The sequence below is a fragment of the Vibrio sp. T13N genome (assembly GCF_032970445.1).
Taxonomy (GTDB): domain Bacteria; phylum Pseudomonadota; class Gammaproteobacteria; order Enterobacterales; family Vibrionaceae; genus Vibrio; species Vibrio diabolicus.
Map to the genome: position 1 here is coordinate 283,484 of NZ_JAWJYE010000002.1, position 21,067 is coordinate 304,550.

Sequence of the window (21,067 nt, forward strand, 5' to 3'; positions counted from 1 at the left end):
TAATACAATCATATTGCGTTGGGCGGTATGACAGTTCGGATAGTAGTGAGGCTCCATTTGAATAATGTTCTTATCATTGATGACCAACCACTTTACAGCGAAGCACTGACTTCTCTTGTTGAGAGCGTAATCAACACAGCCGAAGTCATTCAGTCGAAAGACAGCGCAGAAGTAATGGACTTAGTTCGAAATACAAAAATTGATTTTATTATTCTAGACGTTGTCCTTGGTGATCGAGATGGTATGCGTTTGGCGAAGAATATTTTAGCAACGGGCTATCAAGGTAAATTACTTTTCATTTCTTCACGCGACTATTCCAGCCTTTCTAAAGCGGCTTACGAGATTGGAGCTCATGGTTTCTTGAATAAAAACGAGACAAAAGAAGCGATTACTGACGCGATTGTGAGCGTCTCACGTGGGTACTCTATGTTTAAGTCTACTCACGCTCCTTCTACTGGTGATGTCACGCTATCCAATCGCGAAGCCATGGTGTTCCACTACTTAGCTCAGGGCTATTCAAATAAACGTATTTCAGAACAACTATCGCTCAGCGCTAAAACCATCAGCACTTACAAAACTCGTATTTTGAAAAAATACCATGCAGATTCATTGATTGAATTACTGCATACGATCCCAAGCGCTGAAAACATTCAATGCGATCGTTAGTTCTTCATATATTTTGCAATGGCATCGGTTAATATCTGATGCATTGCGTCGTGACGATGGCTTTGCTTCATCTGAAGTACAACCTTTGGCCAGCCGTTGGGGTAATAAGATTCAGGAATACGAATAAAACGGTATCCTTCGATTGGCGCCTGATACTCCAGAAAAACCGTCGCCGCCTTTTTTTGTTTGAGCAGCTTTAGCACACTGCTCACGTTATCTAGCGCTGCAATTCGATTGATCACCATACCGTGATTCTCCATTGCTCGTTTTGCAAGCTGCTCTTTCTCTTTCCAACCGATAATTTCAAGCATAATAAATGGTAGTTTGGCAGCCTCTTCAAGAGTGGTGATCCCAAGCTCTTCCGGAACAACAACCACAGCAGGCGCGTAGCCAATAAATTTCTGATGGATAGATTTTGGCAATTCATCATTGAAGTAATGAAGCTGGGCATCCACTTTGCCTAAAAGGATTTCGTCCACCGTATATTCCGTGATGGTTGCGACAGTAATATGAGCTTTAGGAAACAGCGTCATTAAATCCATCGCCAACAAGTGTCCAAATGAGTACTGAGCCGTTTGGGGTAAACAGACCGTTATATCCTTACTGTATTTTTCTGGTTTGAATTCTGATCGAACTAGGCATGTTTCTAAGTTATCTAATGCATCTGCAATTTTGGGTAGCTGACGCATCAGAAAGTTGGTGGGTTCTAAATGATGTGGGTGACGAATGAATAGTTCATCACCAAGTTGGATGCGTAAGCGAGCAAGATATTTACTGATCGACGCCTCACTCTTGCCCAAGGCTTTCGCTACGGGTTTAAGCTGACGATGCTTTTCTAATAGAACCAGTATTTTTAATAGGTTTAGATCAAGGTCTTTGTTCACGATAAAGTACCAGTTGGGTCTTATGATAATCAGCAATCAAAGGAGCATTATGCATTGCTCGACTAATATAAAAGACCAAGGGTACTGCTTGGTCAAATTTATCAAACAGTTATGTCATGGTTATGTATTGTTGTCCTCAAACACGCTGTTTTTTCATTTCATATAACTCTTCATCTGCTCTCACGATCACCTCTTGCAGCGTTTCATCCTCTTCGCGCACAGCAACACCAGTACTAACGCTGATCTCTATATCTAATGTATTTAAACGATTGTGTTTAACAACGCCACGGAGCTTTTTCGCTAACATGGAAGCTTTGCTCATGCTGCATCCGGGCAAAATTACAATAAACTCATCACCACCAGTCCTGACTAAGTAGTCACTGTTCCGAAAAACCTTTCTCATTGAGTCTGCAATAATAACAATGACTTCATCGCCAACATGGTGTCCGTAACGATCATTAATCTTCTTGATACGATTTCCGTCAATCGCAATGATAGAGTATGGTTCAACCTCCATTCGATGTTTAAACCGCTCTTCTTTAAATACTCGCCGATTTAATAATCCGGTCAAGTCATCTTGCGTTACATCACTCAGAGCATTTTCTAATTGAATTTTGCTCTGTTTAGATTCATTGGCTTTTCGATAATAGGCGAACGCTACGACAGAATAGATGACAAGAATAAAGCTGTAGTCCACCACTATTTTACTAAACGGATATTGGTAAATAACAAGATTATTATTGTCGGCAACATAGGATTGAGTGTAAGCAAAATGAGCTAAGGGGTAGCTCGGAAAGTAAATAATTATCTGCTTATTTCCGTTACTAACCTCTACGTCAACGGCTTTGCCTTCATTATAAAGCGATGATAAATACAGTTGTTCCGAAAATTCGCCGACAAGCTTCCCTCTATAGTAGACGGGACTCATGATACTTAATGCCATCTCATCTGAATACGTGGTTTTGAAGGGCTTAGAGATAAGAACTCGGTCGGAGAGCTGCTCTTTCCACGCGGCAAGAATACAAGCGTAATTCACTCTGCACCATTCTATATCAAACGTCTCTTTAGATCCCTCTAGAGCTGGGATTGGTCGTTCTAAGATGAGTTTGTCACTAGTGTAAGAACGAAAGTACAATATGGCGTCTTCTCTATCGTAGACATTGGACAAATGAGCTTCTGCTTGGTGTAGTGCTTTACGAGCAACAGTTTCCACATAATCTAGGTTTTTATACGGCTTTAAAGCATAAATTGCATCTTGAAAACTGAAGTCAGTCAGTACTTCTATTTGTTCGATACTGAAGTTTTCATACTGCGCCAATTGAGCTTCGGTCAACAAGCCTAGCAGAATGACCTTCTGCTTTGTTTTTGCTAAATTGTTAGCGTACGTATTAAACTGCTTCTCCTCATAAGAGATGAGTACAGCACCAATCATGGTCACCGATACAATAAATAACAACATCGCAACCGCAAAAGAAGAAACAAAACTTCTTACATTCATAACACTTTATGTTCCCACTACTTTTGCAAGTTCAATAACATCATTCACATTAAACTTGTCTAGAAATCGACGTTTCTTGGTACTCACGGTTTTATCACTGATAGCCACACAGAWAAGCATTTGATCATCAAAGATCAAACAGTTCAATTTTTTCATATTTTTACTTCAAAATAGTGATTACCTCTAACGGCATGGGCTTATCAATGTAAAAGCCTTGGCAGATGTCTATTCCACATTCGCGCATGGTTTTATAGGTTACTTCGTCTTCGACACCTTCTGCGACAATACGAATATTGAGGCTTTTCGCTAAAGCACAAATAGCGATGACAATGCTTTTCTTTTTCAGGTCTTCACTCGCTCCGTAGACAAAAACGCGGTCAAGTTTGATCTCGTTAAAAGGTAACTTTGCCAACTTTTCAAATGTAGATGAGCCCGTACCAAAATCATCAATTGATACCGTGACACCTTTCATTCTGAGTTTGATGAGGTTTTTGTAGATAGACGTGCTAGCTTGGAAAGCTTCCCGCTCTGTAATCTCAATGGTGATTTGTGACGGGTCGACACCACTCTCCGAGCATTGTTGAATAAAACGATGCGAGAAGTCAGGGTCGTTCAAGTTTTCGTGGTCGACATTAATCGAGACCTTTTGGGTTAATCCCCTATTGTTGATGTCATAGATTGTATTAATCAGCACTGATTGAAAAAGTTCAGAAGACAAATGGCATCGTTTTACGATCGGAAGAAAGTGGTTTGGTAACAACACGCCATAAATAGGATGCACCCAACGCGCTAACGCTTCATAACCTAAAAGCTCACCACTGTGTGCGTCTACCAAAGGTTGGTAATAATTCTTCACTCGCCCTTCACCCAAAGCAAATAAAAACTCTTGGTCTTGCAGTACGATAGGTTGAGCAAACGCTGTTTTTCGCGTTCTTTCATCTTTTATTTGGTTGAGGAGTTTAACCACTTGCATTTCGTCGTACGGCTTAGGCAGTTCTCCTAATATCTCAAAACTAAACCCTTCGCACATTTCTCGTACTGCCGAGATGATGCTCTGCTCCAACAAACTGACTAGCACGACTTGCCCGTGATACTGAATTTGATCGAATACTTCCAAGATGTCGATACCGCCTTTTCCCGGCATCTGGAGATCGCAAAAGATCACATCAAAATATTGCTCTTGTGCACATTGACTAGCAGTGTCCACACAATTGAATGTACTGACTGAAGCGCCACTATGACCCAATATTTGGGTAAGTATCTTGGTTTGTAGAGGATGACCATCAATCACCATCACATTAAGCTGTGTATTCATTTATCTCTATCCAATAGTCTATATTTTCGATCTCCTGCTCGATTGGTTAAATTAATCCTGCCACTCGCTGATCAAAATCGACCAGCATTACTCAGCCTCAATGTAAAACTCAGTCTGCTTGTCTGTTCTCAATAACTGTCACTATCAATGAGTTAAAAAAGAAACTACTGGCAAAAATGTGGCAACGGACAACGCTGTAATACGACTTATCGCACTGAGCATAAAGCCTTACTCGGACTGGGCAGTCAGATTAATTTGTGTCGGCTAAAAGTCAAATTTCGACCAATAGCGAAATGAAATATAAATTACTGATATAAAGATAAAAATTTGAAATAAGTCAGAAAAAACCGACAAAACAATCCACCTTTGACTACACAATATTTGCGCTTAATATCTCACCAAAGTGAATACTTGTTGTAAGTCCGTTGGCGAGCATACTCAACAAATGTTTGCTTGCTCGTTTGTAAACCGTGGCTTTTTGTCTCCATCTTGAATGCTTCGCCTTCATTCCGTGATAAACTAGCTCATTAACACGAAAGAAACGCTCAACTTTGCGGTACAGAGCCACAAAAGTAAGTACGGTTTTAACACACTCTGTCTAAAACTATACTGCTCGAAGCTCAAATTACTACTCGTACGCCCGTTGGAGCAGTAAGAAAATTAAGGTATTAAATTCAAATGGTTAATAACTCAATCCAGTGGTTTCCTGGCCACATGCACAAAGCACGCAAAGAGATCGAAGAAGCAATCCCACAAGTGGATGTGATCATCGAAGTACTGGATGCTCGTATTCCTTTCAGTAGTGAAAACCCTTTGATTTCTCAAATCCGTGGTGACAAGCCGGTCGTTAAAGTCTTGAACAAGCGTGATTTAGCCGATCCTGAGTTAACTCAATTATGGATTGAGCACTTGGAGCAAGAGCAACACGTAAAAGCAATGGCGATCACGACGTCAGAACCGCAAGAAGTGCATCGAATCATGGAGCTTTGCCGTAAACTTGCCCCACACCGTGAAGAGATCGGTAAAAACATTCGTACCATGATCATGGGCATCCCAAACGTTGGGAAATCGACAATCATCAATACTCTAGCTGGTCGAACGATCGCGGTGACAGGTAACCAGCCAGCGGTAACACGTCGTCAACAGCGCATCAACCTGCAAAATGGCATCGTTTTATCCGATACACCAGGGATTCTGTGGCCAAAAGTGGAAAACCCACACAGTGGCTTCCGTTTAGCTGCTACTGGCGCTGTAAAAGATACTGCGATGGAATACGACGAGGTTGCGTTTTACACCATTGAGTACCTAGCAGCCCACTATGCGGACAAGCTTAAAGAACGTTACCAAATCGAAGAGCTTCCTGAATCAGATATCGAGATCATGGAAGAGATTGGTCGTCGCCGTGGCGCACTACGCGCAGGTGGACGTGTGGACTTGCACAAAGTATCAGAGATTTTGTTGCACGAACTTCGCCAAGGCACACTAGGCCAAATTACACTAGAGCGCCCAGAAATGATCACTCAAGAGCTGATTGAAGTCGAGATTGAAACCGCTCGTAAAGAAGAAGAAAAAGCGAAGCGTAAAGAAGAGCGCCGCAAGCGCTACCTACGTAATAAGCGATAAACTGATATTATTTTTTCCCAATCATATTTTAAGGCGCGATTTTCGCGCCTTTTTTGTTATCTAATGCGCCCATTTTTTCACTTTTCAAACTTTATATTCCTCATACAAAACCCAGACATGAAGCACGAAAAAATACCGCAAAATCGCCGTATAAACTTTAAGCACAAACTAGTTTAGACCCCGGGCCCCTATAGAGTTATAGCCACCATCCAACCCTCAAATGTCGAGTTTGCAAGGGTCTGCAAACTTATGCAACCTGGTTAGTGACACTCTCCCCAAAATCCGCAATATGAATAAGTGTCAGCGCTGGCGTTTTTCCATATGAAGAAGAGATTTATTATGAGTGAAACTATACAAAGCAAACCACTTCCTCCCTTTATTGAGGAACGCCTAGATTTTCATATTCAAGATCTAATTGAACCGAACGAGAACAAGAAACACCTTGTTCTTGGTAAACGTCCACCGTGTAATGCCATTGTTATGCAAAGCAATGATTACCTTGCACTGTCTCATAACAAGGAGATTCAAAACGCGCATCGTGATGCGATTTCTCAACACGATGACAACGTCGTGATGTCCGCGATTTTCTTGCAAGATGATGAGTCGAAACCTGCATTTGAAACTCAACTAGCCAGTTTTGTCGGCATGCCTAGCTGTCTGCTTTCTCAATCGGGATGGGCTGCGAATGTCGGTTTATTACAAACTATTTGTGCACCGAACATACCTGTGTATATCGACTTCTTTGCGCATATGTCTTTATGGGAAGGTGCACGTATCGCAGGAGCACAAATTCATCCGTTCATGCATAACAACACCAACCACTTGCGAAAACAGATTTCACGCCATGGTTCGGGGATTATTGTTGTGGATTCGGTTTACAGCACTATCGGAACCATTGCTCCTCTACGTGATATCTACGAAATAGCACAGGAGTTTGACTGCGGCTTAGTTGTGGATGAATCGCACTCGTTAGGTACGCACGGTCCGCAAGGCGCGGGGCTACTGCAAGAGCTGGATTTGACTCATATGGTGGATTTTGTAACCGTAAGTCTTGCAAAGACATTTGCTTATCGTGCTGGCGCAATTTTAGGGGCAGAAAAGCTGGCGAAGACGCTTCCATTTGTCGCGTATCCTGCCATTTTCAGTTCTACCGTGTTACCGCAAGAGATCATTCGGTTAGAAAAAACACTGGACGTCATAAAAAAAGCCGATGACAAGCGGGAGATTTTGTTTAAAAGAGCGAAGTCTCTAGCCGTTGGTTTAAAACGTATTGGGTTTACTATTCGCAGTGAGTCGCAAATTATCGCGCTAGAATGTGGCAACGAAAGAAACACTGAGCGAGTTCGCGACTTTTTAGAAGAAAGAGATGTCTTTGGCGCAGTTTTCTGTCGCCCTGCAACAGGAAGAAACAAGAACATCATTCGTTTTTCTGTCAATGCGGACATGACTGCCGCCGAAGTCGATCACGTTCTTTCCGCCTGCCAAGAAGCGTTTGTTCATCCCGATCTAGAGTTTGTATAAGCTAGAGTGTAGGTAAAAATAAAGAGCTCAGCCGTTTGCTGAGCTCTTTATCCGTATTCGCGTTATGATCAACTCGTCTCGAGATAACACAGTTGCGAGTGATTAAATCCAGTTTGCGATTTTGTCGAATAAGCGATTTTTATCCGCTGGTTTTACGATAAAGTCAGACATGCCAGAAGAGCCTATTTTGTCCAGCGTAACAGGTGAGCTATCCCCAGTATGCGCAATAATAGGTACCGACGCATAGTTTTTATCCGAGCTTCGAATTCGCCTTGAAGCTTCTACACCATCCATGATGGGCATCTCGATATCCATAAGAATGAGGTCAACGTTCTCTTGCTCTAATGTATCCAGTGCTTGCTGCCCGTCTTCTTTCTGAATCACTTCAAAGCCCTGCTTTTCGAGTAACATCGCGGTAAATTTTCGCAAAGATTCGTTATCATCCACGACCATAATTGTCCGCTTATTTGACGTATCCAAAGCCACTGAGGCCGTTGGTGTCGACACATAGCTTGAATCATACAAGAGACGGTCAATGGTTGGCTTAGTATTCAATAACCAGGCTTGAGTCTCGACCCAAATAGGCTCATATGCCGCTTTGCATGCTCTCTGTGTCGGGTGATGCTCAAAAAGATAAACGATACGAGCTTCCGTGAAAGACAGAAGAGATTCTAATCTATCTAATTGGTTTGCTCTTGCATCCAAGCTCTCAAGATCGATAAAAATCAGGTCGAATTCGAACTCATACTCTTTCTTTTTGAGCACTTGATTAACATCTAAGATCGTTGATTCAAAACCCATAAAACGGCTAATGTCCGTCACTTTCGACACAAGAATATCTTGATTAGTCACCGTTAGGATGGTTTTGAGTTTGGTCAAATCGTTTTTAATTTCAGTCACGATATCAGATGTGATCGGCGGGAAAGTTAACGTGAACTGAGACCACTCACCTAGCTGAGACTGGCATTCAATGTTACCTCCAAAAGAACGCATCACTTTTTTACAAAATGGCAAACCCAAACCATAGCTGCCTGACTTACCAGTTGTGTAAAAGTCCTGAAATATATTACGTAGGACATCAGGAGCAATACCTGCACCATTATCGGTTACAACGATTTGGTTTGAGTGCTCCGTACTCGTCATGGAGACATGTATGTGGAAATCTTCAGATGTGCGATGATGGAAGGCGTTCTTGAAAAGGTTATACATAACGTATTTGAGTAAGGTATCGCTACCAAGAAAATCAAACTCACTTCTCGCATCTAGGGATATAGCAAAGCGATCCGTCGCACGCTTATAACTAAAGCTTTCAATCGCTTTTTCAACCACTGAGTGAGCAGAATGCTTTTGGAAACTGGATCGCGAGACACGGTTTTCGTCTATCGATGTCAAAAGTAAATCTATCGTCTCGTTGCCCGACTGGATGATGTTCATCGCATCCTCACTAACTTCGCGCAGCAGGGTGACATCCTCTCCGCTCATCAGATATTGGTCTTTCTCGGCTTCTTTTTTACTGGGTAAGACTGATTGGATAACATCGATTGACGTGCAAAGGCCACTTAAAGGGTTACGCATTTCATGCGCAATTCCGGCCCCGAATGACTTGGCCAACGACACTTTCGCTTCGTGCTCTACTTGGTTCCGAAAGTAGAATAAATTGCCAAATACATAAATAAAGAGAAAGATTGGCACATGCGTCCAGTCCATTGTTAAATCGAGATGAAACCCTTTCGCCACCCAAGCAAAGAACGTCGCTAAACCTATTCCGGCAAAAGTTTGAGCGAACATAACTCTTGTGACATGAACCAATAGAATGTGCAAGAAAATCGCGGACATAAAGGACATGACCCAAACATTGGACCAGTCATTCATCAGTAACATATAGAAAAAGAAAAACGGTAAGCAGATCGTTATCGTCACTTGGTAGTAAATATGGATATATTTTCGCCACGTTGACGACAGGCGATTTCTAAAAATGATGCCAAAGAACAATAGTGAACAAAACAATCTGAGCGGCAAGTTTTCATAAGCCTGTGGGAAAACAAAATCCCAAACAAAGTAGTACAGCGGAAAGCCAAGAAACCCCATCCAACCAACGAGAGTCAGGTTGGGTTCTGCATATTGATAAACCTTACGTATCGAGTCCATATTATCTATTTTGCCTACTCCGCCTGACGTCCCAATAGTGTGATTTGCATTCATTCTTATCGTTTTATTATTAAGTAATTATATATTACTTAACGCTTATAAGCAGCGCGAAATGGCGCAAATATTTCGCGACGCTTGTYTTTAATTTCAATCTTTTAAGATAGAGACACTTGATTTACAACCAAATAAATGAAGTTGCATATAGTTTAGTGTAATTTTGCGATAATCGCGTTGTATCCTAAGGGATGTTAATCTCATATACGTTCGAGACATTTAAACAGCGCCTTTGGATCGAACTTCCAAAGATTTAACGACAGCACTCACTGTGGATGTAACGCGGTGATGAACAATTGGCTTGGGGTGTGTTATGAAACCTTTACAAATAAAAAACGTAATTTTTGATGTGGGAAATGTATTAGTACGCTGGTCTCCGGTAGAGATTGTTCGCTTAACATTTGGTCACGCAGTAGAAGCGGAAAAAATGGCCCAGTTGCTGTTTTCATCACAAATCTGGAAAGACTTAAACAAAGGAATCATTTCCGAAGAGGAAGCCAAACTGTGCTATCAACGTGAGCACAAAGTGACAGCGGAAGAAATGGACCGCTTTTTTTACTACGTAAAACATACACAAATATTACTTTACGGCAGTGTCGAACTGCTAAAAAGAATAAAAAGTGCAGAATATAGCGTTTATGCGCTCACAGACAACGTCAACGAAATTGTTGAGCATCTTCGTGCTACCTATGAATTCTGGCCGCTGTTTGACGGTGCAATCATCTCTTCTGAAGTGCAGTTACTAAAGCCACAAGCTGAGATCTACCACGCCCTACTTTCAACGTATCAGCTTCAGGCTGAGGAAACGGTATTTCTTGATGATATGCCATACAACGTCGAAGGGGCCCGAGCGGTAGGCATGGAAGCCATTCAATTTGAAAATGCTCAGCAATGCGAGTCAGAGCTAAAAGCCATGGGGCTTTGCTTTTAAGTCGCCCACTGAAACACTAAACTTTAGGACAGGCACAAAAAAGAGCAGCGTTGATGCTGCTCTTATTGCTAAGCTAAAACGTCAGACTAGGAGTAAATAACGTTTTCTTCTATCCCACTAACTAATGACTGAGCATTCTTCCAACGGAATACCTTCTCCAATACTTCTGTACCACCTGGCGCACGCCAAGTTCGCTCTTGACATTCTTGACCTCCAATATGGCGGTAGAATTCAATTGCAGAAATGTTTTGCGATACGACTTCTAGATAAAGACCAGTGTCTTTAAAGTACTGTTGCTGCCATTCTGCGACAGCAAGTAATAGCTGTTTGCCAATACCACGACCACGGTAGCTGTCATCAACATGCAGTGCGTCAATAAAGGTTCCACGCTCGAAGTCATGGTTGCCAAACACACAAACGAAGCCGAGCAACAAACCACCCTCTTCCGCCAAGACAATGTGCTGGTTGAATGGTGGGTTGGTCAGACGGGTTTGCCAGATCAGTAGTTTGTCGTCAATCGCCTCTTTATCAAGATAGTTATCACTAAGAATGCCACGGTAATGACGCTTCCAACTATCCGCATGAAGATGCGCAATGCGCTCGTAGTCCTTATATTCCGCTAATCGTAAATCCATTACGTATTCCTATTTTCTTACATTTTTTACTTCTTTATAGAGTCTCGGCATATTCCACCTTTATAACACTTGTTTCTTGGCGGATTTTATACACCTTAAGCCAGAGCTCATTTTTTAATACTACTCATTATTCAATTAAAAGCAAAATATCCCATCAAGTTCCTTAATGTACATCCAAAGGAACAGTCACATTTGTCTAACTTTAATTTGACTTACACGTGTACGCTGATATTCTGGCGAACAGTTGTTAGCTCAAAGTTAGGAATACACCTGTGACTCAAAACAAACCACCCATTATCTGGTTGAATACATTGATATTTTCTTCCAGTTTTGTTCTGACTTTTATTGTAATGCCTTGGTATGCATATCACTTTGGACTGGGTTGGGAGCATCTAGTTTGGGGAGTGATGGCATTCAGTTTTACGAATCTTTCTATTACAGCAGGCTATCACCGACTCTGGAGCCACAAAACATACGAAGCTCATCCAATTTTACGTGCTATTTTTGCGATTGGAGGAGCATTTTCTTTGCAAAATAGTGCATTACACTGGTCTTCTGATCATCGTGTACACCACAAGCATGTCGACAATAACGACAAAGATCCTTACTCAGCGAAACGTGGCTTTTGGTATTCTCATATTGGTTGGATGTTACGCGACTACAACAAATCGCAGGAAAACGAATACACCAACTGCCGCGATTTAAAGCGTGACAAAATCGTCATGTGGCAACATAAGTACTATGTTCCACTTGCTCTACTCACCAATATTGGCTTTCCGGTCGCTCTTGGTATTATCTACGGCGATATTTGGGGTATGTTATTAGTAGTTGGTGCCGCTCGACTCTTTATGAGCCACCACACGACCTTTTTCATTAACTCACTTGCGCATGTTTGGGGAAAACAGACTTTCACGGACAAAAACACCGCTCGCGACAACGGCGTGTTAGCCTTTTTCACATTTGGTGAGGGCTACCACAATTTCCATCATATCTTCGAGAATGACTATCGTAATGGTGTGTATTGGTGGCATTACGACCCGACCAAGTGGTTGATTAAGTCTTGTTCTTGGCTTGGACTCACATCTAAGTTGCGCACAACGCCTACATTTAGAATTGAAAAAGCTCGCGCAACTCAACTCTTGAAGAAAGCAAAAGAAAAACTGGGAGCAAAACCGAATACGCAGACGATTCTCGATCAGTTACAACACGAGTTTGATGCGCTAGTTCATCACATGCAGGAATATTATGAGATGCGAAAGGAAGTACTCGGTGCAAAAACAGCCAGTGTAGTAAAAAAATACGAGTGCTCTGTGACCAAGATAAAGTATCAGCAAATCAAAGCGGAGTTCGAGCGGCAACAACGCAGTTGGAACCTCATGGTGCGCCGATACGCTTAACTTAACCCATCCTTACGATTTAGCTTCGCTTCGGCGAAGCTTTTTTGTTGCAAGGATTATTACCCTCTTCCAACTCACTGAGTTGTTTCTTTTTCTCATTTTGAATCAATTCCCTCACTATTTATTCAAATTTCTGGTCATATTTTCCTTCCTGCAAACAGCTTCAAACCAGCACATAACACTTAGAAAACCAAATTCCAACAATACAATCTAACGAAATTAATTATTAAATTATTATTTGTCTCAGATCATGCAAGCCCCATATTTGTCTCGTGCCACAGTTAAGAATTCTGTAAATTCCTTGTCATAAACTGAAACAGTTTCTTTCTTTTTTTCATAACATTCGGAGATCCCTATGTTAGAGCTCTTAATTGGCTTAGTTGTCACCATTGCTGTGGGTTACTTTATCGTCAAAGGCTATAAAGCAGCGGGCGTGTTACTGACGGCTGGTATTGCTTTACTTCTTATGACTGGCGTATTGGGGCATGACGTGCTGCCCTCAAAAATCACCTCAACCGGTAACATGGTGACAGACGCGCTAGAATACGTGAAATACATGCTACAATACCGCGGCGGCGGCCTTGGTATGCAAATCATGTTGCTATGTGGCTTCGCTTCCTATATGACTCACATCGGCGCGAATAACGTTGTAGTGAAACAGTTCTCTAAACCGCTTTCTGTTATCAAGTCTCCTTATGTCCTTTTGGTAGCGGCTTACATTGTGGCGTGTTTGATGTCTCTTGCAGTAAGTTCTGCAACCGGCCTTGGCGTACTATTAATGGCGACATTATTCCCAATGATGGTCGCGATGGGGATCTCTCGTCCAGCAGCGGTTGCAGTTTGTGCCTCTCCTGCGGCAATCATTCTTTCTCCAACCTCTGGTGATGTGGTGATCGCCGCCGAAAAATCTGGCTTGGCGCTTGATGTATTTGCGGTACAAACAGTGTTGCCTGTTTCTATTTGCGCAATCATCGTGATGGCTGCCGCGGCTTTCTTCTGGAACAAATACTTAGATAAGAAAGAAAATACGCCAATGGAAAAAATTGACGTATCAGAGATCAAAGCCGATGCACCAGCGTTTTATGCGGCACTGCCATTTCTACCTATCATCGGCGTGTTCCTATTCAACGGTCGTACCATTCCAGGACTTAGCCTAGACATTTACACTATTGTGGTCGGTTCGATTTTCCTTGGCGCTCTGATCCATTACGTTGTAAATAAGTTTGATGGTAAGAAATCACTGGAAGATTTAGATTCTTGTTACGCTGGCATGGCTGACGCGTTCAAAGGCGTTGTGATGCTTTTGGTTGCAGCGGGGGTTTTTGCGCAAGGTCTAATGTCTATCGGCGCTATCGATAACCTACTTCACCTTGCAGACAATGCAGGTGCAGGCGGTGTTGCTTTAATGCTTATCCTTACAGCATTGACAGTTGCAGCAGCTATTGCAACGGGGTCTGGTAACGCACCTTTCTATGCATTTGTGGAGTTGGCACCATCTTTGGCTGCGAAAATGGGACTAAACCCAGCGTTCCTAATTATCCCGATGCTTCAAGCATCAAACCTAGGTCGTACTATCTCACCAGTGTCTGGCGTAATCGTTGCGACATCCGGTATGGCGAACATCAGCCCGTTTGAGGTTGTAAAACGAACATCTGTTCCGGTTCTTGCCGGTCTTATCACAGTTATAATTGGTACTATGGTGCTTGTTCCAATGAGTGCCTAACGGCATCGCCAATATCGCTTATCGACAAGGCCCGGCTTCTAGCTGGGCCTTTTTCTTTCATCTCTCCAGTGCCATTATTCATTCTGTATTGCTTTGTAAATGCATTTTAATTGTTACTCAACTCGTGACATATTTCTCGGTTATTACATCGCTTCTTCAGAAGCATTTGCTTAATATCTCAACAGTTTATATAAGAACTGAATACATTAAGAAAATGGGATTTATTATGACTGCATTTATTGTCTTTATCGTTATTGTCCTGCTCGTTGTGGTGTACGCCGTCAGTATCTACAACAAGCTCGTTACTCTACAAAACCGTTTCAAAAACAGCTTCGCTCAAATAGAGGTTCAATTAAAACGTCGATACGATTTGATTCCGAACTTAGTTAATACTGCAAAAGGCTATATGGAACACGAAAAAGAAACATTTGAACGTGTCATCCAAGCTCGTAATCAAGCAATTGCTGGCCTGAAAGCAGCCAGTGACGCACCTGGTAGTGATGCGGCAATTAGCCAACTAAACCAAGCAGAAGGCATGCTGCAAAGTGCGTTGGGCAAACTTAATGTTGTAGTGGAAGCCTACCCTGAGCTTAAAGCGAATGAAACCATGAGTCAGCTTCAAGAAGAATTAACCAGCACTGAGAACAAAGTTGCGTTTGCTCGCCAAGCATTTAATGATGCGGTAACCAGCTACAACACATACAAACAAACGTTCCCGCCAGTGTTGTTTTCCAACGCATTCGGATTCCAAGATGGCAAACTGTTAGAGTTTTCTGACAGTGCTGAAATACAAGCGGCCCCGAAGGTTGAGTTCTAATGGATTTCTTTGACCATCAAGATACCGCGCGTCAACGCACTGGGCTTTTGGTGTTCCTGTTTTCCTTAGCAGTTGTCACCATCACTGGTTTGGTAAGCGTATTATCGATTGGTATCTATTACGGAGTAACAGGCGAACACTTTGATCAAGAAACCGCACTTACCTACGTCTTGTTGTGCTTTGCCGGTGTATTGCTGGTTGTTGCGATAAGTTCAACGGTTCGCTTATCCGCCCTCACCTCCAATGGAGGCCGAGGTGTTGCTGAGAGCATAGGCGGCAAGCTGATTTCCTCAAACACCTTAGATGCAAAACATAGACAACTGCTCAACGTTGTGGAAGAGATGGCAATTGCATCTGGTATTCCGGTTCCTCCCGTCTATGTGATGCAGGAAGAGCGCGGTATCAATGCTTTCGCAGCAGGCATGAGCATTGATGATGCCGTCATCGGCGTCACACAAGGCGCACTGGATAGCTTCACGCGAGATGAACTACAAGGTGTCATTGCTCATGAATTCAGCCATATCTTAAACGGAGATATGCGTTTAAATACACGTCTTATCGGCGTACTGTTTGGCATCACTTGCATTGCAAATTTTGGACACTTGGTCTTAGATAACACTCATCATACGAGCCGCGTATCAAGAAGTTCTTCCGATTCCGATAAAGGCTTTGCGGTTATCATGCTGATTGCGATTATCTGTTTGGTTCTGGGCTGGATTGGCACCTTGTTTGGCTCGATGATCAAAGCTGCAATCTCTCGTCAACGTGAATTTCTCGCTGATGCCAGTGCCGTTCAATTTACTCGAAACGATCAAGGCATTGCTGGTGCACTCAAGAAAATTGGTAGCCATATGGCGGGTTCTTCATTGAATACAAAAGCAAGCGATGAGATGAGCCATATGATGTTTGGTCAAAGCAAACTCTCCGGCTTTTCTGGCCTATTTGCTACTCACCCTCCACTAGAAGAACGGATTCGCCGAATTGAACCTGGTTGGGATGGAAGTTTTTCTCAAAGTTCGCATCGTCCAACGACAAGCTTTGAGAATGATAACGTTAGTGGATTCTCATCAGGGACGTCGACACAACCTGAGAAACCAACCACCGCAGAACTCAGCGAAGTAGGTCAACAACTACTTAACCAACTTCCTTCCGAACTTGTCGACATCGCTCGTGAACCATACAGTGCGCGCTTTATTGCTTTTGCCTTGATATTTGATGGCAGTGAACTCCAGCGAGAGATGATAAAAAGTCATATCCCAAATGTGTCTCAAGCACAATTATTACCATGGCTGGATTATGATTTGCCTCTTCATCTACGCTTTCCATTACTCGAACTCTCCATTCCTGCCTTGAAATCGCTAAGTGAGGGTCAGAAAAACAGACTGTGCCAGGTGCTACGTGAACTCTCTCAAACTGATGACCACTACTCACTCGCAGAATGGTGTGTCATCAACTTATTGGAGAAGCAACTACTCGAATCGTATGGATGTACAAAACAGTTCCAATCTTTAAAGCAATTAAAAGAGAGTGTGTTTTGGCTACTGCGCGAATTGGCTTGGGTTAGTCACTCTCAACCGGAAGACGCTCAACGTGCATTTAGCAGCGCCCTAACCTGTTTGGGCTTTAATGATGCAGAGTTACAACCCGCAAATAAGAACTGGGGCCTAAATCGCGCCGCTTTAGAGCTCCTACTGCAGCTCAAACCGAAAAGTCGTCGCTTGTTCGTAAAAGCGTGTCGATTAGCGATTGAATCGGATGGAAAGGTTACCGTTGCGGAAGGAGAACTCTATAGAGTAATCGCCTGCTTCTTAGAAGTTCCAGAGCCGCCACTAACAGTATCAGTCAATACTGGACAACCCCTACCGAGCCAAACACAACAAGCTAACTGACTTAGCTTTAAACAAAAACGCCAGCAAAAGTGCTGGCGTTTTTTCATTATGTGTTCTTATTTGACGATTTACGCTGACTTAAATCGATCAGGGATCTTAGTAATACTCTCTCGATAACTAAACCATAAGTAGGTCACGGCGAGAGAGAAGAATAAATACGAAAGTGCGAATACGATTGGAGACGTAATTAATTCAGCCGACATTCCCCACATCACACCAACAACCGTTATCGTCAACTTAGAAAGCATGCCGCAAATTAGTAAGAATAAAGCAAGCTGTGGAAAGCGCGAGCTACGGAATGCAAAGAAATAACAGCTCCCTACCGCTAGAGAAGCAATAGATAGACCCAACATAAATGAATGGATGTGGTCTGCAGATGCGACACCAGCAGATACCGAAGCCATGAGTAATAGGAACAGTTTCATAAGTCACCTCACAACAAGTCTAAAAAAGCATCCCTTCATAAATGAAATCTCATTTTTCGCTATATTCTGCTCCTATAATCTGCAATTACAAGTGATTTTTTTGTTCACTTAATGCACAAAAAACCTAATCAGCTCTAGTTATTACAAAAGGTTAACAATTTAAATTTAAGAAACCCTTTACATCCAATACTTACGGCGATAAGACGATATTTCAGTCATTTTTGTTACAGATAGTTAACACGGTAACATTTTGAAATTTTTTATATGAAATGTGAGCTGTGCACCCAACTGCGCACTGAATTCTCTGTTTTGACTAGTTCCTCGTTCCTTACAACAAAAATCATCACTTTTTGATAACACTCCAACCACATACAAAACCATGAATTCACATCCGCTTTTAATGTTTCAAATTATTTTATCAGTAACGGTAAAAAGAGATTCCAATCACATATTTATTGGTTATAATCCGCGCTCATTGCGTTAATCGTTGAAAAACGCAAACTAATTTTGAGAAAAAACATCTTTAAACCAACCCTCTTTGCGGCATTGCCAACAAGAGGAAAAACTGAGAATGAAAATGAGCAAGATTGATAAAGCTATGCGCATCCTGTTAGCAGGGTTCTGTATCAACCTTTGTCTTGGCATCCTGTATGCTTGGAGTGTATTCAACAAGGCACTGGTAACTGAATCAGGCTGGAGTGCTGCAGAAGCTTCTGCACCTTATGCAACTGCAACCATCACTTTCTCTATCTGTCTTCTTGTTGCAGGTATTCTTCAAGACCGCATGGGTCCACGTATGATCCTTATCCTAGGTACTGTTCTTACAGGTCTAGGCATGATCGCGTCTGGCTTTGTTGACACTCCACTCATGCTGAACATTACCTTCGGTGTGATCACAGGTGCAGGTATCGGTTTTGGCTACGCATGCCTATCACCTTCTGCAATGAAATGGTTCCACGCTTCGAAGAAAGGCATGGTTAACGGCATTATTGCGGCTGGTTTCGGTCTAGCGGCTATCTACCTAGCACCAGTAACATCATCATTGATCGACAGCATGGGCATTCAAACGAGCTTTATGGTTCTTGGTGTTGGTATCCTGGCAATTGCAGTTCCTCTTGCAGCAACCATCAATAACCCACCAGCAGACTACACGCCTGCAGAGCCGAAAGTAAAAGAAGGTCAAGCACCTAAAGCGGTTAAAAAGTCAGATGATCTAACTTGGAAAGCAATGCTGAAGACGCCACAGTTCTACTCTCTATGGATCATGTACGCATTCGCAGCTTCTGTTGGTCTAATGATCATCGGTAACATCACGACAATCGCAAGCGTTCAAGCAAACTTACCAAACGCGGTTTACCTAGCGTCCATTCTTGCTGTATTCAACTCTGGCGGTCGTGTTGCTGCGGGTATGCTTGCAGATAAAATCGGCGGTGTTCGTACGCTTCTACTTGCGTTCGTCCTACAAGGCGTAAACATGGTGCTGTTCGCAACGTTCAACTCTGAGTTCACTCTGATCATTGGTACTGCGATCGCAGCGGTCGGTTACGGTACACTTCTAGCGGTATTCCCTACGCTAACGGCCGAGTTCTACGGTTTGAAAAGCTACGGTACTAACTACGGTGTGCTTTACACGGCATGGGGTATCGGTGGTGCAATCGGCGCAGCAGTTGTTGGCTTCTCTATGACGAACGGCGAAGGCTACACCTTGGCTTACACTATTTCTTCAGCAATGATGGCAGTATGTATCGTACTTGCGTTCATCACTAAGCCACTGTCTGAAGCGAAAGTAGCGCAGCTAAAAAACGCATAATTGCGAATTGATTTGATAGCGAAAAGGCTTAACCTATGGGTTAAGCCTTTTTTGTTATCGGTCGTTTATGGAAAGCCCTATCGAACTTGCACCAGACTACTATCTAGAAAACTTCTTTAAGCTGACTCACCACACAGTAACCTGGTACAGCGATTTACTGACCGAGGAAGAACACGCTTGGCTTTGCTCGTTTGATTCCTTGAGCAAACACGCCCAATGCCTATTGGTGCGTTTATACAGCCGAAAAGGGTGTTGGTTTCGAAGTGATAAGCTGAGTTATCAAGAAATACCTTCTATCAATGAAGCACTGGCAGAATTGAGTCAACATGAGTTTGTGGCCCTTTCCCCCACACTCTCTCATCAAGAGTTAGCGTCTAACTTACTGACGAAACCGGAGATCTCTGCACTTTACCCAGAGCTACCGAAGTCATTAAAGAAAGATGCCCTTGTGGAGAGTTTAAGCAACACGGAATTTGATCGTTTTGAGCAGCTTGAGTTTACGATCATCAAACTCAATTCCGCCCACATGATCGACGTTTTACTCACCCTATTTTTTGCCAACACCCATCAAGACTTAAGTCAGTTTGTGCTTGATGACTTAGGTCTACATCAGTTCGAGCAATACCAATTGAGTAAAGTGCGCCGTTTCTTTGATTCACGTGAGCAAATAGACCGCTTAATTGAACTGAGCCAACTGGCCAACCTGTACTGGCAATTTGATCGAAAAGACAAAGCGAACCTCGACTTATTAATTGAGGCAATGCCTCATCCAGTTAGTCACCATTACGTAGATCGTAAACGCAAACACATGTTGAATGACATAGCACGTGATTACGAACGGATTGATGAGCTAGAGACCGCCCTATCACTATTTGGCCAAACTCAACTTGCTCCGAGCCGAGAACGACGCGCACGTATCTATGACAAACTAAACCAAGATGATTCATTTAGTGACACTGTCACAGAGATGCTACAATCGCCAATTGATGTGTCTGAACTCGAAGTCGCACAAAAACTTGAGCAACGGTTGAAGCGAAAACAAGGCGCGAAAGTACCAAGAGTAGCGAAGCCACTCTGCTCCGAATACCATATTGAACTGGATTTATCTCAACAACGAGTCGAGCTTGCCAGCAAAGCGTATTTTGAGTCCTTAGGCTGGAATGTGTTTTACGCTGAAAATGCGTTGCTCAACTCGCTACTGGGGCTTACATTCTGGGATGCGATTTTTGCTCCTATTGAAGGGGCATTCATTAACGCTTATCAACACCGTCCTTTAGATTTATATCACTCGGATTTTGTTACCAAGCGCCAAGCTTTGATAGACACCGCTTTTGCCGAACTAGAAGCGGGCAACACCCAGACGTTATTGACAAAATACGATGAGAAGTTTGGCATTAGTAATCCATTTGTACATTGGAATTTAATAAGTAAAGAGCTACTCGAAACAGCGCTCAACACTATCCCAACCAATATGCTGATGGCGCTGTTCAAAATACAATTGAGCGACCTTAAGCTTTACCGCAATGGGATGCCGGATCTCATTGCTTTTAAAGAAAATGAGTTCGAGTGGATTGAAGTGAAAGGCCCTGGCGATAAACTCCAGGATAACCAATGGCGTTGGATCAAAGAGTTTACTCGCCTTAATGTCCCGTTTGCGGTGTGTTACGTCGCAGCAACTTAACTTACTTTATATTAAGAGCTTGGTGTTTGTTCACTCAAACCGCCCCTCGG

The 21,067-nt window shown here is 42.7% G+C and carries 16 protein-coding genes; 10 read left to right on the forward strand and 6 right to left on the reverse strand.

What is annotated here, in order from left to right; all coding sequences use genetic code 11:
* The first annotated feature begins 57 nt into the window (after positions 1 to 57).
* A complete protein-coding gene (locus R2S67_RS04375) occupies positions 58 to 666 on the forward strand; it encodes a response regulator transcription factor (RefSeq protein WP_258431194.1) in 609 nt (202 codons plus the stop codon).
* On the opposite strand, the gene R2S67_RS04380 is transcribed toward R2S67_RS04375, so the two are convergent.
* The 3 genes from R2S67_RS04380 to R2S67_RS04390 form a co-directional block, all read right to left on the reverse strand.
* The gene (locus R2S67_RS04380; RefSeq protein WP_046876026.1) at positions 663 to 1,550 is read right to left on the reverse strand and encodes a LysR family transcriptional regulator; all 888 of its coding nucleotides are present in this window, start codon (positions 1,548 to 1,550) and stop codon (positions 663 to 665) included. The genes R2S67_RS04375 and R2S67_RS04380 overlap by 4 nt on opposite strands.
* 136 nt (positions 1,551 to 1,686) lie before the next feature.
* Positions 1,687 to 3,048, reverse strand: a complete 1,362-nt coding sequence (locus R2S67_RS04385) for a GGDEF domain-containing protein (RefSeq protein WP_006742317.1) — start codon at positions 3,046 to 3,048, stop codon at positions 1,687 to 1,689.
* A 160-nt stretch (positions 3,049 to 3,208) separates the two neighbouring features.
* Positions 3,209 to 4,363 carry an EAL domain-containing protein gene (locus R2S67_RS04390; protein ID WP_134645615.1) on the reverse strand — a complete coding sequence of 385 codons (1,155 nt, stop codon included), beginning with the start codon at positions 4,361 to 4,363 and terminating at the stop codon, positions 3,209 to 3,211.
* Between the two features lie 678 nt (positions 4,364 to 5,041).
* Here R2S67_RS04390 and ylqF point away from each other — a divergent pair.
* On the forward strand, positions 5,042 to 5,986 hold the full coding sequence (ylqF, locus tag R2S67_RS04395) for a ribosome biogenesis GTPase YlqF (RefSeq protein ID WP_005376521.1): 945 nt from the start codon (positions 5,042 to 5,044) through the stop codon (positions 5,984 to 5,986).
* A 339-nt stretch (positions 5,987 to 6,325) separates the two neighbouring features.
* Positions 6,326 to 7,507 (forward strand): alpha-hydroxyketone-type quorum-sensing autoinducer synthase, encoded by a 1,182-nt coding sequence (gene cqsA / locus R2S67_RS04400; protein WP_134645614.1) that lies wholly within the window; start codon positions 6,326 to 6,328, stop codon positions 7,505 to 7,507.
* Between the two features lie 102 nt (positions 7,508 to 7,609).
* On the opposite strand, the gene R2S67_RS04405 is transcribed toward cqsA, so the two are convergent.
* On the reverse strand, positions 7,610 to 9,655 hold the full coding sequence (locus tag R2S67_RS04405) for a response regulator (RefSeq protein ID WP_006742321.1): 2,046 nt from the start codon (positions 9,653 to 9,655) through the stop codon (positions 7,610 to 7,612).
* A 367-nt stretch (positions 9,656 to 10,022) separates the two neighbouring features.
* On the opposite strand from R2S67_RS04405, the gene R2S67_RS04410 reads away from it, so the two are divergent.
* Positions 10,023 to 10,640 (forward strand): HAD family phosphatase, encoded by a 618-nt coding sequence (locus tag R2S67_RS04410; RefSeq protein WP_317342486.1) that lies wholly within the window; start codon positions 10,023 to 10,025, stop codon positions 10,638 to 10,640.
* Between the two features lie 86 nt (positions 10,641 to 10,726).
* On the opposite strand, the gene R2S67_RS04415 is transcribed toward R2S67_RS04410, so the two are convergent.
* Positions 10,727 to 11,275: a GNAT family N-acetyltransferase gene (locus R2S67_RS04415; RefSeq protein WP_005398196.1), complete on the reverse strand. Its 549-nt coding sequence runs from the start codon at positions 11,273 to 11,275 to the stop codon at positions 10,727 to 10,729.
* Between the two features lie 272 nt (positions 11,276 to 11,547).
* Here R2S67_RS04415 and R2S67_RS04420 point away from each other — a divergent pair, with 272 nt between their 5' ends.
* The 4 genes from R2S67_RS04420 (at position 11,548) to R2S67_RS04435 (ending at position 17,101) form a co-directional block, all read left to right on the forward strand.
* Positions 11,548 to 12,672, forward strand: coding sequence for an acyl-CoA desaturase (locus R2S67_RS04420; protein ID WP_005398197.1), 1,125 nt, complete (start codon positions 11,548 to 11,550; stop codon positions 12,670 to 12,672).
* 355 nt (positions 12,673 to 13,027) lie between these two features.
* Positions 13,028 to 14,395, forward strand: coding sequence for an anaerobic C4-dicarboxylate transporter DcuC (gene dcuC, locus R2S67_RS04425; RefSeq protein ID WP_005398199.1), 1,368 nt, complete (start codon positions 13,028 to 13,030; stop codon positions 14,393 to 14,395).
* A gap of 226 nt (positions 14,396 to 14,621) precedes the next feature.
* Entirely contained in the window at positions 14,622 to 15,212 is a 591-nt protein-coding gene (locus R2S67_RS04430; RefSeq protein WP_006742324.1) for a LemA family protein, read from the forward strand.
* A complete protein-coding gene (locus tag R2S67_RS04435) occupies positions 15,212 to 17,101 on the forward strand; it encodes a M48 family metallopeptidase (RefSeq protein ID WP_317342491.1) in 1,890 nt (629 codons plus the stop codon). The genes R2S67_RS04430 and R2S67_RS04435 overlap by 1 nt, the downstream gene beginning before the upstream one ends.
* Positions 17,102 to 17,169: 68 nt before the next feature.
* Here R2S67_RS04435 and R2S67_RS04440 read toward each other — a convergent pair whose 3' ends face one another.
* The gene (locus R2S67_RS04440) at positions 17,170 to 17,526 is read right to left on the reverse strand and encodes a hypothetical protein (RefSeq protein WP_005398137.1); all 357 of its coding nucleotides are present in this window, start codon (positions 17,524 to 17,526) and stop codon (positions 17,170 to 17,172) included.
* Positions 17,527 to 18,103: 577 nt separating this feature from the next.
* On the opposite strand from R2S67_RS04440, the gene R2S67_RS04445 reads away from it, so the two are divergent.
* Together R2S67_RS04445 and R2S67_RS04450 are read left to right on the forward strand one after the other, a co-directional pair.
* Complete coding sequence (locus R2S67_RS04445) at positions 18,104 to 19,336, forward strand: OFA family MFS transporter (protein WP_317342737.1); 1,233 nt, start codon at positions 18,104 to 18,106, stop codon at positions 19,334 to 19,336.
* A 67-nt stretch (positions 19,337 to 19,403) separates the two neighbouring features.
* Positions 19,404 to 21,017: a VRR-NUC domain-containing protein gene (locus tag R2S67_RS04450; RefSeq protein ID WP_317342492.1), complete on the forward strand. Its 1,614-nt coding sequence runs from the start codon at positions 19,404 to 19,406 to the stop codon at positions 21,015 to 21,017.
* The last annotated feature ends 50 nt before the right edge of the window (positions 21,018 to 21,067 follow it).